Source organism: Paenibacillus hexagrammi (assembly GCF_021513275.1).
In the GTDB taxonomy this organism is placed as follows: Bacteria; Bacillota; Bacilli; order Paenibacillales; family NBRC-103111; genus Paenibacillus_E; species Paenibacillus_E hexagrammi.
The window spans coordinates 1921908-1935640 of sequence record NZ_CP090978.1 but is presented as its reverse complement, the minus strand read 5'-3'; the positions used below and the strand labels follow the sequence as shown (position 1 = coordinate 1935640).

Below are 13733 nucleotides of genomic sequence, written 5' to 3'. Positions count from 1 at the left end.
TTGTGGGTTGTTTGTTCCACGGCTTATTTCCCACCTTTCCCAATACGAATGCGAGGGTCAATGAAACCATAAAGAATATCGGTAATCAAAATTACGATAATCAGAATTGCCGAATAAAAAATGGTCAAACCAGAAATCATGGTATAGTCATTTGAATAAACGGAAGTTACAAAATGCTTTCCAAGACCAGGAACTGCAAACACTTGCTCAACAACAAGCGTACCTGTGATTACGTTTACAAAAATTGGTCCCAAGATGGTTACAACCGGCAAAATCGCATTTCTAATCGTATGCTTGCCGATCACCGCAAGACTGGACAAACCTTTGGCTTTAGCTGTCTTAATATAATCTTGATTTAATACATCAAGCATGGAAGTACGCATCAATCTAGCCAAAATAGCAATCGTACCAAATGCGAGTGCTACCGAAGGCATGATCCGGTTTAAAGGTCCATCCCATAGAGCAGCTGGAAGCCATCCCAATTTAACCCCTACATAATAAGAGAGCAGCGGTCCAAGTACGAAAGATGGAATGGATACGCCTAAAATAGCGATAAACATGGCTGTATAATCCCCAAGCTTGTTATGCTTCAACGCTGCGATGACACCCAGAGTTAGACCTACAACAATGGCAATAACAATGGAGTAAACACCAAGTTCCAACGACGCTGGGAATGCTTGCTTAATAATATCCGTAACCGTCTGAGCTGGGAATTGGAAAGAAAATCCAAGATCACCATGAAGCAGATTTTTTAAAAATGTCACATACTGCTCCCACATCGGTTTATCTAAGCCATATTGCTTGAGCAGCATCTCCCTTGTTGCTTTCGGGATTTTTTCAGAGCCTTCGCCTAACGGATCCCCCGGCAAGTTTTTCATAAGTACGAACGTAAAGCTAGCAATCAGCCATAACGTAATAAGTGCGTACAAGAGACGGCGAAGAATAAACTTAAACATATTGCCCCTCCTTGGGATAAAAATTCAGAAGGGGCCATCCTCACCAGGTGCGAACGACCCCTTCAACCTATCTTCTTATTTCACACTTGCCCATTTCAACTCAAACTCTGTACCGTATGCCGGCAAGAACATTCCTTGAATGCTATCTCTCTTCACGTATGGACGAGCACGGAAGTAGATCGGAGCAACACCCGGATCTTCCATCAGTATTTTCTCAGCAGCAACCATGAATTGAGCGCGCTTAGCTGGATCAGTTTCCGTTTGAGCCGCTTTTACGTTTTTATCGTATTCAGCATTGCTATAGTCGCCTTCGTCAAACTCTCCGCCAGTTACCCACATATCCAAGAATGTCATCGGATCGTTGTAATCCGCTCCCCATAGGGAAAGAACGATGTCGAAGTCATGCTTCGAAGAGTTTTCGATACGTAATTTATGCGGAACAGGGTTAGCTTCTGCTTCGTAGCCAAGATTTTGCTTCCATTGAGCAAGAATGAACTCATCGGATTTTTTCGCAACATCCGTATCATCGGAAAGAAGCTTCAATTTAGGCAGTTCTGTCAGACCAACTTCTTGCAATCCTTCTGCAAGCAATTTTTTTGCTTGTTCCGGATCAAATTTATATTGAGTTTCGCCAGCTGTTTTACGGAATTCGCCGCCTGCTCCATCGGAAGTACCTTCAGGAATCAAACCGTTCGAAGCAATAGAACCATCCATCAGAACAGTATCAACGAATGCTTGACGATCGATCGCCATTCCTAGAGCCATACGGATCTTCTTGTTAGCAAGAGCCGGAACTTTCTTTTCTTGGAACTGCAAGTAAGAGTTCGTAAGCTCTTTCTTCAAAATAAGATCAGGTTTTCCTTTATACAATTGAGATTGCTCACCGTTGATTTTCGCAAAATCGACTGCCTTCGACTCATATAGGTTCAAGCCTGTGTTTGTATCTTTCACAACATTAATCGTTGCTTTAGTGATCTTTACATTAGCAGCATCCCAGTACTTGTCGTTCTTCTCAAGCACCAGAGTCTGGTCATGATCCCACTTAGTCAATTTGAAAGGTCCAGCGCCGATTACGTTCGTTGCTTCCGCACCGTACTTGTCGCCTTGGGAAGTTACGAAGTCTTCTCTTTGCGGGAAGAATACCGGGAAGGATAGAAGCTGTGTAAAGAATGCGATAGGCTTGGACAGCGTAATCTCAAGCTGCTTATCACTAATAGCTTTTACGCCTAGATTATCCAGTGCAGCTTTAATCTCTGCATCCGTCTTGGCTTTCGTGACTTCTTCGCCGCCCTTTAATCCAAGCAACCATGAAGCTGTATTGAGCTGCTGTTGTTGGATTCAGCGTTCTTTTGAAGGAGTAAACGAAATCTTGAGCTTTAACCGGTTGTCCATCCGACCATACAGCATTATCGCGAAGGTCAAACGTGTAAGTCAGACCGTCAGCAGAAATTTTAGGGAAATCCTTCGCAAGACCCGGAACCGGCTTGCCGTCTTTATCTGTACGATACAAACCTTCGTTGAAGGCATTGATGATTGTAAACGCTGCTTCCGCTGTACCTTTGGAGCTATCTAGTACAGGTGGATCTGCAACGACGGACAGCTTCAATTCTTGACTAGCAGCCGGTGTGCCTGCAGCTTCGCTTCCTGGGGATGCAGCCGGAGCTTCTTCTTTTTTTGTACAACCGATAGCAACGCTACCTACCAAACTAAGTGCAACCGCTGTGGTAACCCACTTTTTCGCTTTCATAAAACTCCTCCTTTAAAATTATGTATATCTATTTATGGTCAGGTGATATGTTATTATCTGTTACATTAACCTTACACCTTTATCCCAAAAATATAGTGAATCTCTATTTCTACCCGAACAAATCTAACATAAATCTCTGGTAAAAAAATTTACTAGAGTATACGCAATAAATGATGGCGAAAATCAATTTGATTCACCACTTTATTTACCAATGTTAAATTAATAATCAAAAAAAGAGCTTCACGGTTTTTAATTATACAACCATTGGTTAATAAAATCTACACGAAATTCAATGTTATTTTCTACAATTCTCAAAAAAATATTACAAACAATTTACAACCTCACCTAAAACACCTTATTAAAAATCACTTTTGCGATCCCCGCTCAGCACCTTATCAATGGCATAGGACAGTTCTCTGTATACATCCGGTACCATTTGGCGCAATTGTGTTTTCACGAACATTTCGCCTTGATTCGAAGCCACATACTTGGGCGGAATCCTGTTAAGCGTGATAGCCATAATATCATCAAGCAGTCTATCATCACATTCCTTCAATTGAGCTTGCGTCTGTTGAAGTTCCTTCAAGCATTGCTGAACCAGATCCTCGATTAAATTATGAACCATATATTCGTCTTCCCTTCATTCTCTTTATCATGATTAAGTTACATATATATAGTTCTTCCCTATATTCAGAAGAAACAACAGTATGTACAGCATGGATAGCCCTAAAAATCCAAATCTCCAAACCACTCTACTAACCTTAAGCAGATCCGTTTTCCCTTTTAAGCGGGTTTGATAGCCTCCAATTGTTCCGAATGCAATCAGCAGCACGAGCATAATGAGCCAAAAACCAAAGGAAGTCTGAAAGAGTTGATTCCACATGAAGGCTACGGAACCGATAAGGAAACAAGTCGTAATATCCATCGTCAGTCTTGTTGTTTTTTTCTTATCCTTCATAATAAAATACACGACAAACCAGATGACAACAAACGTCAAAAACGGTGCAATCGCGAATAACGCGTATATTTTCGACAACACGTCAGTCAGAGTACTCATTGTTCGATCACCTCTTATTCAAGAGCTTTTACAAGCCTGTGAATGGTCCGATGGGTAGGAATACTGATCTGCCACTGCTCTGCAATTCGAAGCAAACTGCCGTTCAAGCTGTCAATCTCCGTTCTCTTGGAGTTCATTATATCTTGTAGCATAGAAGAATGATTTAAAGAAGTTGATCTGCATACTTGCAGCAGCGTCTCCCACAGCTGTTCATCGATCGGCGTCCCGTTTGCCTTGGCAACAGCAGCTCCCTCGATATATAGTTCTCGCATAAGTGAAATGGACCACTCGGAGTCCAGCAAATCCCCATTCCGAACCTTCATTACAGCTGTGAGCGGATTAATGACACAGTTCATGATGAACTTATTCCACACCTGTGTTAGGATGTCTTTCGACAAAATTGTCTGAAATCCTGCTTGGTTAAACAGGTTTACCAGCACTTTTTGCCTGACAAGCAGATTTTGTCCGTTTTCCGGCCGTGCGTTACCTATACGAGTCAAGCCGCGTCCGGTGTGAAGCACCTCGTTCAAGCCCTCTTTTTTCCTGCCTCTGTAGTAACGGCCAAGAGCACTCTATCCGCTCCAACGACATGCTCCAATTTTTCTCTATGACCGATCCCGTTCTGAAAGCATACAACAACGGCATCAGGAGGCAATTGTTTGCCTAGATACTGTAGTAGGTCGTCATCAAGCGCATATTGTTTTACCATCATCAATACGTAATCGCAATCCTTGATAGGGGCATCTTGCTCCACCTCATTTTCAAATGAAACAAATGTAAGGTTCCGTTTTCCCTTTAGGTAGTGACCGTCGAGCCGAATACCTTGCTTACGAAGAGCATCCGCTTGCTCATCTGTACGAGTCATTACAACGATTTCCTCACAGAACTCAGCTAGGCCCGCTGCAAACAACATGCCAAGCGCACCGGCTCCAATCACTCTTATCTTCATTGTCGTTATCCTCCGAGCTTCTTCTATGGTCCTATTATAATAAAATAACCCCACAAAGTGGAGCATTGGCTTGGAAGCTGAGTCAATTGCTAAACCGGGAACCCACATAATTAGGACGAGAAAAAAGCCCTAACCAATGGCATCTGCCAGTAGTTAGAGCTTCACAGTTACATCTCAACAAGAATTAGGATCCTTTCTTACTCGACTCTTTCCAAGTTTCCATTCGCGTCCATCTTGAACCGCGGCTTATCTTCTTCTTCCTCTTCTACGAGGAACGCCATCTTACGAGCACGATCCATGATTTGAATGAGAGCTTTGTAATCGTCATTGACAACGCGGTAATCCGTTGCCACTTCATTCACTTGCTTGTTCAGTTTATCATTTTCTCTGCTTAGACGCTCCATTTCTTCCTCTTTATCCTGAAGCTCTTTTTCTAAATTTTTAATATGGCGATTCATATCCTGATACGTACTTTTCCATTGTCTAAGAAAGCGAATTACAGCGTCGATCGAAAGTGTTTCTTCCGTGATTTCCGCTTTACTGGAGACAGTCGGCAAGTCATGTGGATCCAGCATGGCAATCGTAGGACTTGAAATACTGCTTACTGCTGCATGTTTTTTAAGCTGTGTACGTTTTTGTCTTTGTGCCTTCGCTATTTGAATGGCTGCTTCATATTTCTTTCGGACGAAGCTATTCCATCTGAATCCGCACGCAGCCGCTGTCCGGCCGATCCGCTCGCCCACTTCCTCGAATGCGGATAGCTGCGTACTTCCTTCCCGAATGTGACGAAGTGTTACCTCCGCCAAAATCAAATCGTCTTCATCGCTCCAAGCATCTTGTCTGATTGCTGACATAAGGTCAATCCTCCTAACGTAGTGTGCAGATGCATCTATACCGTAACCGGACGAATCAAGCTTCTTAATTGCCGCGCCTATACGGTAATGAATAAGAGAGAATCAATTCGCAAGAGAGGTATCATTGATTCGTGCCATTATTACTATATCTATGCCCATACTAGAGTTCATAGAATCTATTTGATACTAAATGGTATTGCCATTTTTTTTAAGGCTCATACATTGGATCTGCCCAAAATGCCATACTAGACATAGACGATGAAATGTTTTTAAATTCGTCACGGTTTGACGGTTTACACTGCTTCCATCAAAAGGTATAATGTGATGTAGTTAAAAGTGCAACGAGGAACGAGAGGGGGATATAACGTAGATGGATCGCATGTTTCGGGTTCTTGGATTTTGGACTTTGGTCATTGCCTTGATGAGTTTAGCTGGAGATATGATTCCAATGTCTCTGCTTTTCTTTTTCCAAACAGCCGTTTTCGTGATTCTAGGCTATATGCGCTTAGCTGAGCGTACTTACATACTGCTGTTTTGGGGATATATGATTATTTCCTTCGGCGGATTTACGTACTGGTCTTTCTTTAAAATGAGCGTTTAACAAAAAAAGCGGTTCGAATGATTACTCATTCGGACCGTTTTTTTTATGAGCTGTCCATACCTTAAATAGCTCGCTCATTTGATCGCTAAGCAACAACTGCCGGATAGTCCGGTTTCGTCTCGAAATATCGCTGAAAGGATTCGGATCGTTGTGCTCCTGCAATTTTTGTAGAATCCCTTGCTGGACAAGAAACTCTCTTTGCGTTTGGAGCCGAATGTCTTGAAAGCCAGCCTTCTCTGCGGCTTGAATGCATTGACTAAAATTAACATGTGACGTGATATCCTGCTGCCCAAGTCCATGCAAGAAATCTCCAGAAGCTTGATGCTTCCTATAGCAGAGAAGAGTCCCTTGATGGCGATGTGAAGCCAACAATTCGTCCTGAAGATCTCCATAATCGATGACTATGCATTCCCCGTTGCCCATCCTATCATAAAGTGCAGTAAGCCAAGAGGAAGCGTCAAGATTTAGCTCCATGATTTGGCCCTGTGTTAATTGAACCTTCTGTTCATCTAATAAGTCTAATATTCGCTTATCCTGAACCGGAAGCCATATCTCCTCAAATGACTGCTTATCTTCACACCATCGAATGAAGCTTTGCAGGAAATGACCGTCTAGGTATTGGAGGCGATGAACAGGAAACGCGTCCAACAGCTCATTGGCGATCACAAACATATAATCGACGGATGGGCTCTCTTCCCATTCTTCAAGAAAAAGAACCTTATCTCGGTGCTGCACTAGCTCTTCCATCTGCAGTCCGCGATGAAAGTTGCTGGATTCGATCATAACGTAGACTAGCTGATCATAAAGATCTGGCGCTATTCGTTTCATCTCTTCAAGCAGGTGAGAAGCCATTCGGCCGTTCCCTCCCCCCATTCTACAATAGAGATTATTCTTGAAGCCGAAACATTACCCCGCACTTGATGTACGATATAAGCGGCCAGCATCTCCCCCATAATAGTTCCTATCGAAGAACTGGTATAGAAATCGCCATCTTTTCCTATCTTTACATCCTTGTTTTTGTAATAGCCAAATGGCTCATGATATAGACATAATTCCATGTATGCTCGAAAATCTATAGCCTTCCTACTGCTGCCCTCTATGGCCGCTTTCACTGCTTTCACAACTTCAGTATGCCCTAAATCCGTATTCAATCGCATTCCTCCTATCCCGACACACGAGTGGTACATTTGCATTACTTACATACAGACAAATAGTGAACAAACATTTATAATGGAAAAGGACTTACGGAAGGAGATAATTAAGAAATGTTAAACAAATGGATGACATTAACGGTAATTACAGCACTAAGCCTCACATCATTAACCGGCTGCACAGACAACACCAAAATAAAGGAAGCCGTTGAGCTTTCCTTAACGAAACAAAAAGAGATGAAGTCTTATTCCTTTGATGGAAGCGCAGCACTTGAGCTTAGCGATGCATGGATGGCTTCCCCCAATCCGTTAACCAACGGAATATTAGGCCTCTTTCGTGAGTGCACGATTAATTGGAAAGGAGCAAGCAGTGCAGAGCCTCTTCAACTAGAGACCGACATTAACATTACACCTAAGGGCTCAACATCACCCATTGCCATTCCAATTCTTATTAAAGATAACAAATTGTATTTTAACTTACCAGCTATAAATACTTCGCCGGATGAGTACTATGCGATAGATCTTCAGCAAATGAGCCAAAATAGCAGTTCTCCACTTAAGCTTGACAATCTGAAAAACACGTCCGAATTAACCACAACACTTGGTACCAGCATGTTTCAAAGTATTGATCCTAAATGGTACTCGGAAGCTAAGGAGCCTGTTACACTTAAGGATGGCACTAGCGCACGTTCCATCACTGTAGATATTACAGATAAAAACGAGAAAGAACTGAACACCTCCTTGCAGGCTAAATGGCCAGACATGGTCAGCACCCTTCAAAACAACGGACTTCTAACTGCCGAGAAAGCCGACAAGCTGAAAACCATGCCATCAGGCTTACAAGTAAAAGCACCTGGCAAGCTATCCGTTGCCATCGATGATCAAGGATTTATTCGTGATGAGGTATTGGACTTACAGCTATCCATTCCTGCTGCGGACGGTAAAGCGACAGACAATAAAATTACTCTTCATCAAACCTACGACGGCATTAACCAACCTCCAGCTTTCACAAAGGAAACACCCGCTCATGTAAAAAGCTTTGATGATATCTTAAAGCTATTGAACAAAACAAAGAAATAAGAACCAAACAAAGAAATGACGACCATCAACTAAAAATACTTGCCCCTCTCTCCCCCGGGTAAGTATTTTTTTGTGCTTCATTTAATAGAAATATGATAATCTGTACATAGGAGGAGAACCGGCTGAAATGAGATATTGGTATAAACCTGCAATCGTCATCTTGTCCGCCCTGCTTATATGGAGTTCACATCTGCAGAGCCTAACTGTTTTCGCTGAAGAGGACAACCATCAACCTGAGGATACGAAGGAACTGCTGCAAAAAGGGCTAACCATTTACGAGGTCGATCGCGAAATCGAGCGATTAAATCAAAAAGATGGCCAAATTACGAATCAAATCGGACAAAATGAAGCCGATATCGCCGCTCAAAAGCAGCACGTCCAGGTTACGAAGGAGCATGCCGGCAAGGTGCTTAGAGCCTATTATATGGGTGATCGCGATACAATTTGGACCCTGCTATTCTCAGTAACTTCCATAAGCGATGCGATCCGAATGTTTGAATATATACAAATGATTATTTCGAATGATCATCGATCACTGGCAGCATACTCGGATTCATACGACCAGCTTAAACAGCTGCAGTCCAAGCTGGCGGAATCCCATGTACAGCTGCAAGAGACCAAAGAAAAATGGCTCCAGCAGCGGCAGCGGCTTGTACAGCTTCAGGAAGAATTGGACAAACAACTGGCTGTAACTGCTCAAGCTAATGTCATCCAACAGCAAATTCAATCCTTGAACGATCAGTGGAAAGCGCAAGGACTTCCATTGTTTCGTCAATATTTTAATCAGCTATCTGTTGCATTCTCGGAACTGCCACAGTATATTATGCAAAATAATGCCGATAATAAGTATTTGAACTTATCTTCCCTTAATAACCCGTTGATCACGATAAGCGACGACGATTTCAATCAGTATTTGCATCAAAGAAACGAACAGTTAAAAGACCTAACATTCGAATTTAAGGATGACGGGATTACGGCATCAGGCAAAACAGATGGCATGACCCTGCAGCTTCAAGGTCAATTTGCCATTGTGCAGGGCGTGGGTATGAATGAAGTTCATTTCATCATTGATCGCATTGATTTTAACGGCTTTGAGCTCCCCGATACAACGATTGAAGATATGATGAAGGAGTTCAAACTTGGCTTTGTGCCGAAAAAGCTTGTGAATTACCTCGATGTTGTTGACGTCGAAACCAAAGACAAGAAAGTGATCGTCAAGCTCAAGCTTTCTTTCTAAAAAAGCGAGGACATACATAATGGAAACCAAAATCGCACTGCTCATGGATCTTCCGGAAGGCAAGCTTCCAGGATTTTATGCTCAAATTGTGAAAGCACTTGCCGGAAAGACACAATTATTCGATCGCGACAAAGAGATGCTCATCGTATCAACTATCGAGGAGGAGCGGTCGGTTCTGAGCGTGATGGAGCAATATAACGTGAAGACTGAACGTATGGAGCTCCTTTACCTGCCGGATCACGCGGAACTAACCGACCAGTTTGAGGACTACGGATTTATTAGCCGATCGGAGCATCCTTACCTGTATAAAAAGCTCGCACAGCTTGTTCGAATTGAAGCTATTTCACCGCAATCAGAGCGGAAACTGGCCTTGCTTCAGCTCGATGAGCATTTGCTAGCGTGCTATGAAGAGGGGCAAACGGAGATCTTTGCATTCGATCGGCAATTGCAAGAGCTTGTAGCCGGAATCGCCAAAGCTTACAAGTGTGAGGCTCAATTTTTGTTATAGTAAGCTAGTCTTTACAATAAAAAAGAGATGCGCGCTCCTAGTTTATGGAGTCACGCTTCTCTTTTTTTGTGAGAATAACGTTATAGGAGATCAGCAGCCAATTGCGCGAGATGCGAACGTTCTCCGCGTTCAAGGGTAATATGTCCGCTGATATTCTCTTGTTTGAAGCGTTCTACGACATAAGTAAGACCGTTGCTAGAGGCATCGAGGTAAGGATGGTCAATTTGATCAGGATCGCCGAGCAGTACGATTTTACTGCCTTCACCCACACGAGAAACGATCGTCTTCACCTCGTGCTTGGATAGGTTTTGCGCTTCATCAATGATGATAAATTGTCCCGGTATGGAGCGCCCGCGAATATAAGTCAATGCTTCAACTTGAATGCTTCCCAGACCAGCTAGTATTTTTTCAATGTCTCCCGTTTTCTTCGTATCGAACAAGAATTCCAGGTTGTCGTAAATCGGCTGCATCCAGGGGCGCAGTTTTTCATCTTTTTCGCCAGGCAGGTACCCGATATCTTTACCCATAGGGACTACCGGACGTGCGATCAGCAGCTTTTTATATTTGCGCTCATCTTCAATTTTCATGAGTCCTGCCGCTAATGTCAGCAGCGTTTTACCCGTTCCAGCTTTACCTGTCAGGGTGACCAATGGGATTTCATCATTCAACAGCAGCTCCAGAGCCATTCGCTGTTGAGCGTTACGGGCGGCAATGCCCCATACAGGATCATTACTCATGAAGAGCGGCTCCAGCTTCTTCCCTTCCGCATTCACTTTTAGGAGAGCGGATTTCGAGGTACCTAATTCATCTTTGAGAATAACATATTCATGAGGATTCAGCGGATACCCCAGATTTAATGACTGAGTGCTCAAAAATCTGTACGTATAAAACTCATCTATGATGGACGGATGCACATGTAAAGTTACATAACCGGTGTACATATCTGTTTGTGCGACAATTCGATCCGTTAAATAATCCTCTGCAGTCAAGCCAAGCACATCAGCTTTAATTCGAACCAGTGTGTCCTTGGTGACAATAACCACAGGCTTCGGCTGGTCATTCTCCTGCTCTTCCAAATGATAATTGAGTGCAACCGCAAGAATACGGTTATCATTCGTCAGCTCGGCAAATGTTTCCTGAAGCTTGGCGAAGCTGCGATGGTTCAGCTCAACCTTAATACTTCCTCCATGTTCAAGTGTAATGCCTTCGGACAACGTCCCCTTCGATCGTAATCCATCGAGCAATCGGGATACGTGTCTTGCATTTCGTCCTATTTCGTCGGCGTTCCGTTTCTTCGAATCGATTTCCTCCAACACCACGGCGGGTATGACTACTTCATTATCATCAAAAGCAAACAATGCGTTAGGGTCCTGAAGCAGTACATTTGTATCCAGCACGTAAATTTTTTTCATAGGTGTGTTCCCTCCCGGATTTGGCGTTAGATCTTGTGCGATAGGAATCAAATTTTTGATTCATACGAATCCATACATTCCTCTGGATAGGGAACAAACGCGCATTGATTCATACGAATCAAATTTATTCCTGCTTCTAGGGTGCCATAGTGGTATATGAATGAGATTCATACATACAAACAAGCTTGGCAGGACAAACTAAACGCAAGAATCAAGGAAAAGAAAGGGTCGATGATGGTGAAACGTACTGGCCTGATATTGCTGCTGCTCTTCCTTGCTGCCGGCTGCAGCCAAGCGCCGAAACAGGGTAATTCTTCTGCGAATGCCAATCAGAATCAAGTCAAAGTGCAGCAAATCGCTCCGCAGAAGCTAGAAATAAAAAACTCTAAAGAAGTGGCCGATCGACTAGAGCATATCGCTACCAGTATTCCGCAGGTAGAGAGCGCTCATTGTGTAGTTTTCGGCAATACAGCAGTTGTCGGAATCAATCTAAAAAAAGATATGGACCGCTCCAGAGTAGGAACTGTCAAGTATTCTGTCGCTGAGGCACTTCGAAAAGATCCTTACGGCGTGAACGCCATCGTTACTGCAGACATGGACTTGGACCAACGGTTGCGTAATATTCGTCAAAATATTCGAGACGGTAAGCCTGTGACCGGCTTCGCGGAACAGATGGCTGATATTATGGGACGGATCATGCCGCAGCTCCCAAGAGATATCAGAGAAAATATCCCAGATAACCCAAGACCAACTGACGCGAATCAGGTCGGAAATCCTAACCTATAATATGACAAATCATGATGAGATAACAAAAAGCCTGACTGCACAAAGCATGTCTAGGCTTTTTCATCGCATCAAAAACTTGACCGTCGAGCTTGTCAGCAGCCCGCTTGTCATAAGTTTTCTCATATTCAGGTTCAGTTACAATTCGAGCGCCATAAAACATAGCGTCATGAACCGACTCAATGTCGACATCGACACAAGCCAGCTTGAAAGGAACATCCTCCAAGGAGTCTGTTACTACGCGCGCACTCCCGTTGATGGCATGGACAGAGCCAGCCCCGATAAAGCTCAAGGAGACGTGCGGGTTCTTCTGAAGATTGGACACGATCCGGGACCGTGCATCAACAGCAAATCGCAAAGTTCCAGGGTCTTTGGCATAAACCCAAGAAATTGCATGAACACTTGGATAGCCAGAATCTGCATCAAGGGTGTTCAGAATTAAAAATTTCTCTTTTTGCAGGACTACAAATAGCTGCTCCGGTAAAGTTGAGATCATTTCTGGCATGATGTTTGCGCCTCCTACAAGGTAGTAGCATACCAACCTTACAATATCAGTATATCATAAGGAAACCTACGTGTTCCACCATTAGAAATCTATTTTTGCTCCGCGTGAATGCTTTTTCAGGTGGATATACCCTATTGTATCTCCAAACTGGAAAAGTTATGTCGCAGAACAGGCGCTATTGGTTATATTTTGGATTGGAATTAATATCCTCGAGTAACTTTTCTGCGGCCTCGCGGTCAAAGACTTGCTGTTTACTAATCCCTTCTTGTTCATAGGTGATTGTGATTTTCAGCGTATCTTCAAGCGTTTCCATTCCGCTCACTGCGTGGTCTTCATTTAGCACTACCGCGAAAAAATCCAACGTGTCCTTTGCAGCTTGGTCATCGGGTCTGGCTTCTACGACGATGTGCATTTGCAGCCAATTAAATAATGCGTCTTGCAGCTTCATTAGATCCCGTCCTCTCTCAGCAACATAACCGCATACCCTTTGTTTAACCATTCCAACCACTTGTGCAGCCAGATGCTTTGCACGGATGCAGCAGATGAGTTCTCTAGCAATGTTTCAACCAAGCTTTGCGTCACTTTCGTATCCAGCATTCGATCTAGAAATGCCTCGGCACAGTGAGAAAGCGTCAACAGGTTACCATCAAATACAATACATCCCTCTTCAGATAGCTTCAGTGCCTCCCATTCTGATCCACATGCATCTTCATCATCACTGAGCAGCAGATCAGCCTTAAACAAAGGGAGCAGCCTAGCATGCTGCAAACTTGCCTTATGTCGAAAATCCTCTAACTCTTCAAGCTGTATACAGCAAATTCGGTCTGCCCCGATCGTAACAGGCTCCTTCAGCTTGACAGGGGTAAGCCAGTACTGAACCATTTGCTCCCTCC

General features: G+C 43.4%; 19 protein-coding genes. 5 read left to right on the top strand and 14 right to left on the bottom strand.

Annotation, left to right across the window (positions count from 1 at the left end):
• Positions 1-23: 23 nt before the first annotated feature.
• The 8 genes from L0M14_RS08320 to L0M14_RS08290 all read right to left on the bottom strand — a co-directional run bounded on the left by L0M14_RS08320 (position 24) and on the right by L0M14_RS08290 (position 5563).
• On the bottom strand, positions 24-956 hold the full coding sequence (locus L0M14_RS08320; RefSeq protein ID WP_235121696.1) for an ABC transporter permease: 933 nt from the start codon (positions 954-956) through the stop codon (positions 24-26).
• Positions 957-1031: 75 nt separating this feature from the next.
• Positions 1032-2261 carry a peptide ABC transporter substrate-binding protein gene (locus L0M14_RS08315; protein ID WP_260115452.1) on the bottom strand — a complete coding sequence of 410 codons (1230 nt, stop codon included), beginning with the start codon at positions 2259-2261 and terminating at the stop codon, positions 1032-1034.
• Positions 2203-2703 (bottom strand): ABC transporter substrate-binding protein, encoded by a 501-nt coding sequence (locus L0M14_RS30950; protein ID WP_260115451.1) that lies wholly within the window; start codon positions 2701-2703, stop codon positions 2203-2205. The genes L0M14_RS08315 and L0M14_RS30950 overlap by 59 nt, the downstream gene beginning before the upstream one ends.
• 358 nt (positions 2704-3061) lie before the next feature.
• Positions 3062-3328: a late competence development ComFB family protein gene (locus tag L0M14_RS08310; RefSeq protein WP_235121695.1), complete on the bottom strand. Its 267-nt coding sequence runs from the start codon at positions 3326-3328 to the stop codon at positions 3062-3064.
• Positions 3329-3361: 33 nt separating this feature from the next.
• A complete protein-coding gene (locus tag L0M14_RS08305) occupies positions 3362-3760 on the bottom strand; it encodes a DUF3397 domain-containing protein (protein WP_235121694.1) in 399 nt (132 codons plus the stop codon).
• 14 nt (positions 3761-3774) lie between these two features.
• On the bottom strand, positions 3775-4281 hold the full coding sequence (locus L0M14_RS08300; protein WP_235122852.1) for a ketopantoate reductase family protein: 507 nt from the start codon (positions 4279-4281) through the stop codon (positions 3775-3777).
• A gap of 5 nt (positions 4282-4286) precedes the next feature.
• Positions 4287-4709, bottom strand: a complete 423-nt coding sequence (locus tag L0M14_RS08295; RefSeq protein WP_235121693.1) for a ketopantoate reductase family protein — start codon at positions 4707-4709, stop codon at positions 4287-4289.
• Positions 4710-4906: 197 nt separating this feature from the next.
• Complete coding sequence (locus L0M14_RS08290) at positions 4907-5563, bottom strand: RsfA family transcriptional regulator (RefSeq protein WP_235121692.1); 657 nt, start codon at positions 5561-5563, stop codon at positions 4907-4909.
• A 370-nt stretch (positions 5564-5933) separates the two neighbouring features.
• On the opposite strand from L0M14_RS08290, the gene L0M14_RS08285 reads away from it, so the two are divergent.
• Positions 5934-6164: a DUF2626 domain-containing protein gene (locus L0M14_RS08285; RefSeq protein ID WP_235121691.1), complete on the top strand. Its 231-nt coding sequence runs from the start codon at positions 5934-5936 to the stop codon at positions 6162-6164.
• 21 nt (positions 6165-6185) lie between these two features.
• Here L0M14_RS08285 and L0M14_RS08280 read toward each other — a convergent pair whose 3' ends face one another.
• Both L0M14_RS08280 and L0M14_RS08275 read right to left on the bottom strand, forming a co-directional pair.
• The gene (locus tag L0M14_RS08280; protein WP_235121690.1) at positions 6186-7016 is read right to left on the bottom strand and encodes an SAM-dependent methyltransferase; all 831 of its coding nucleotides are present in this window, start codon (positions 7014-7016) and stop codon (positions 6186-6188) included.
• Positions 6989-7315: a hypothetical protein gene (locus L0M14_RS08275; protein ID WP_235121689.1), complete on the bottom strand. Its 327-nt coding sequence runs from the start codon at positions 7313-7315 to the stop codon at positions 6989-6991. The genes L0M14_RS08280 and L0M14_RS08275 overlap by 28 nt, the downstream gene beginning before the upstream one ends.
• Before the next feature lie 114 nt (positions 7316-7429).
• Here L0M14_RS08275 and L0M14_RS08270 point away from each other — a divergent pair, with 114 nt between their 5' ends.
• The 3 genes from L0M14_RS08270 to L0M14_RS08260 all read left to right on the top strand — a co-directional run bounded on the left by L0M14_RS08270 (position 7430) and on the right by L0M14_RS08260 (position 10140).
• Complete coding sequence (locus L0M14_RS08270; RefSeq protein WP_235121688.1) at positions 7430-8395, top strand: hypothetical protein; 966 nt, start codon at positions 7430-7432, stop codon at positions 8393-8395.
• A gap of 127 nt (positions 8396-8522) precedes the next feature.
• Positions 8523-9632 carry a coiled-coil domain-containing protein gene (locus L0M14_RS08265; RefSeq protein ID WP_235121687.1) on the top strand — a complete coding sequence of 370 codons (1110 nt, stop codon included), beginning with the start codon at positions 8523-8525 and terminating at the stop codon, positions 9630-9632.
• Between the two features lie 19 nt (positions 9633-9651).
• Positions 9652-10140, top strand: a complete 489-nt coding sequence (locus L0M14_RS08260) for a hypothetical protein (RefSeq protein WP_235121686.1) — start codon at positions 9652-9654, stop codon at positions 10138-10140.
• Positions 10141-10220: 80 nt separating this feature from the next.
• Here L0M14_RS08260 and L0M14_RS08255 read toward each other — a convergent pair whose 3' ends face one another.
• Complete coding sequence (locus tag L0M14_RS08255) at positions 10221-11552, bottom strand: PhoH family protein (RefSeq protein WP_235121685.1); 1332 nt, start codon at positions 11550-11552, stop codon at positions 10221-10223.
• A 156-nt stretch (positions 11553-11708) separates the two neighbouring features.
• Here L0M14_RS08255 and L0M14_RS08250 point away from each other — a divergent pair, with 156 nt between their 5' ends.
• On the top strand, positions 11709-12338 hold the full coding sequence (locus L0M14_RS08250; RefSeq protein ID WP_311198855.1) for a YhcN/YlaJ family sporulation lipoprotein: 630 nt from the start codon (positions 11709-11711) through the stop codon (positions 12336-12338).
• On the opposite strand, the gene L0M14_RS08245 is transcribed toward L0M14_RS08250, so the two are convergent.
• The 3 genes from L0M14_RS08245 to L0M14_RS08235 all read right to left on the bottom strand — a co-directional run bounded on the left by L0M14_RS08245 (position 12328) and on the right by L0M14_RS08235 (position 13722).
• On the bottom strand, positions 12328-12840 hold the full coding sequence (locus L0M14_RS08245) for a pyridoxamine 5'-phosphate oxidase family protein (protein ID WP_235121684.1): 513 nt from the start codon (positions 12838-12840) through the stop codon (positions 12328-12330). The two genes, L0M14_RS08250 and L0M14_RS08245, sit on opposite strands and share 11 nt — an antisense overlap.
• 175 nt (positions 12841-13015) lie before the next feature.
• On the bottom strand, positions 13016-13288 hold the full coding sequence (locus L0M14_RS08240) for a hypothetical protein (protein ID WP_235121683.1): 273 nt from the start codon (positions 13286-13288) through the stop codon (positions 13016-13018).
• Positions 13288-13722: a hypothetical protein gene (locus tag L0M14_RS08235; RefSeq protein ID WP_235121682.1), complete on the bottom strand. Its 435-nt coding sequence runs from the start codon at positions 13720-13722 to the stop codon at positions 13288-13290. The genes L0M14_RS08240 and L0M14_RS08235 overlap by 1 nt, the downstream gene beginning before the upstream one ends.
• Positions 13723-13733: the final 11 nt, after the last annotated feature.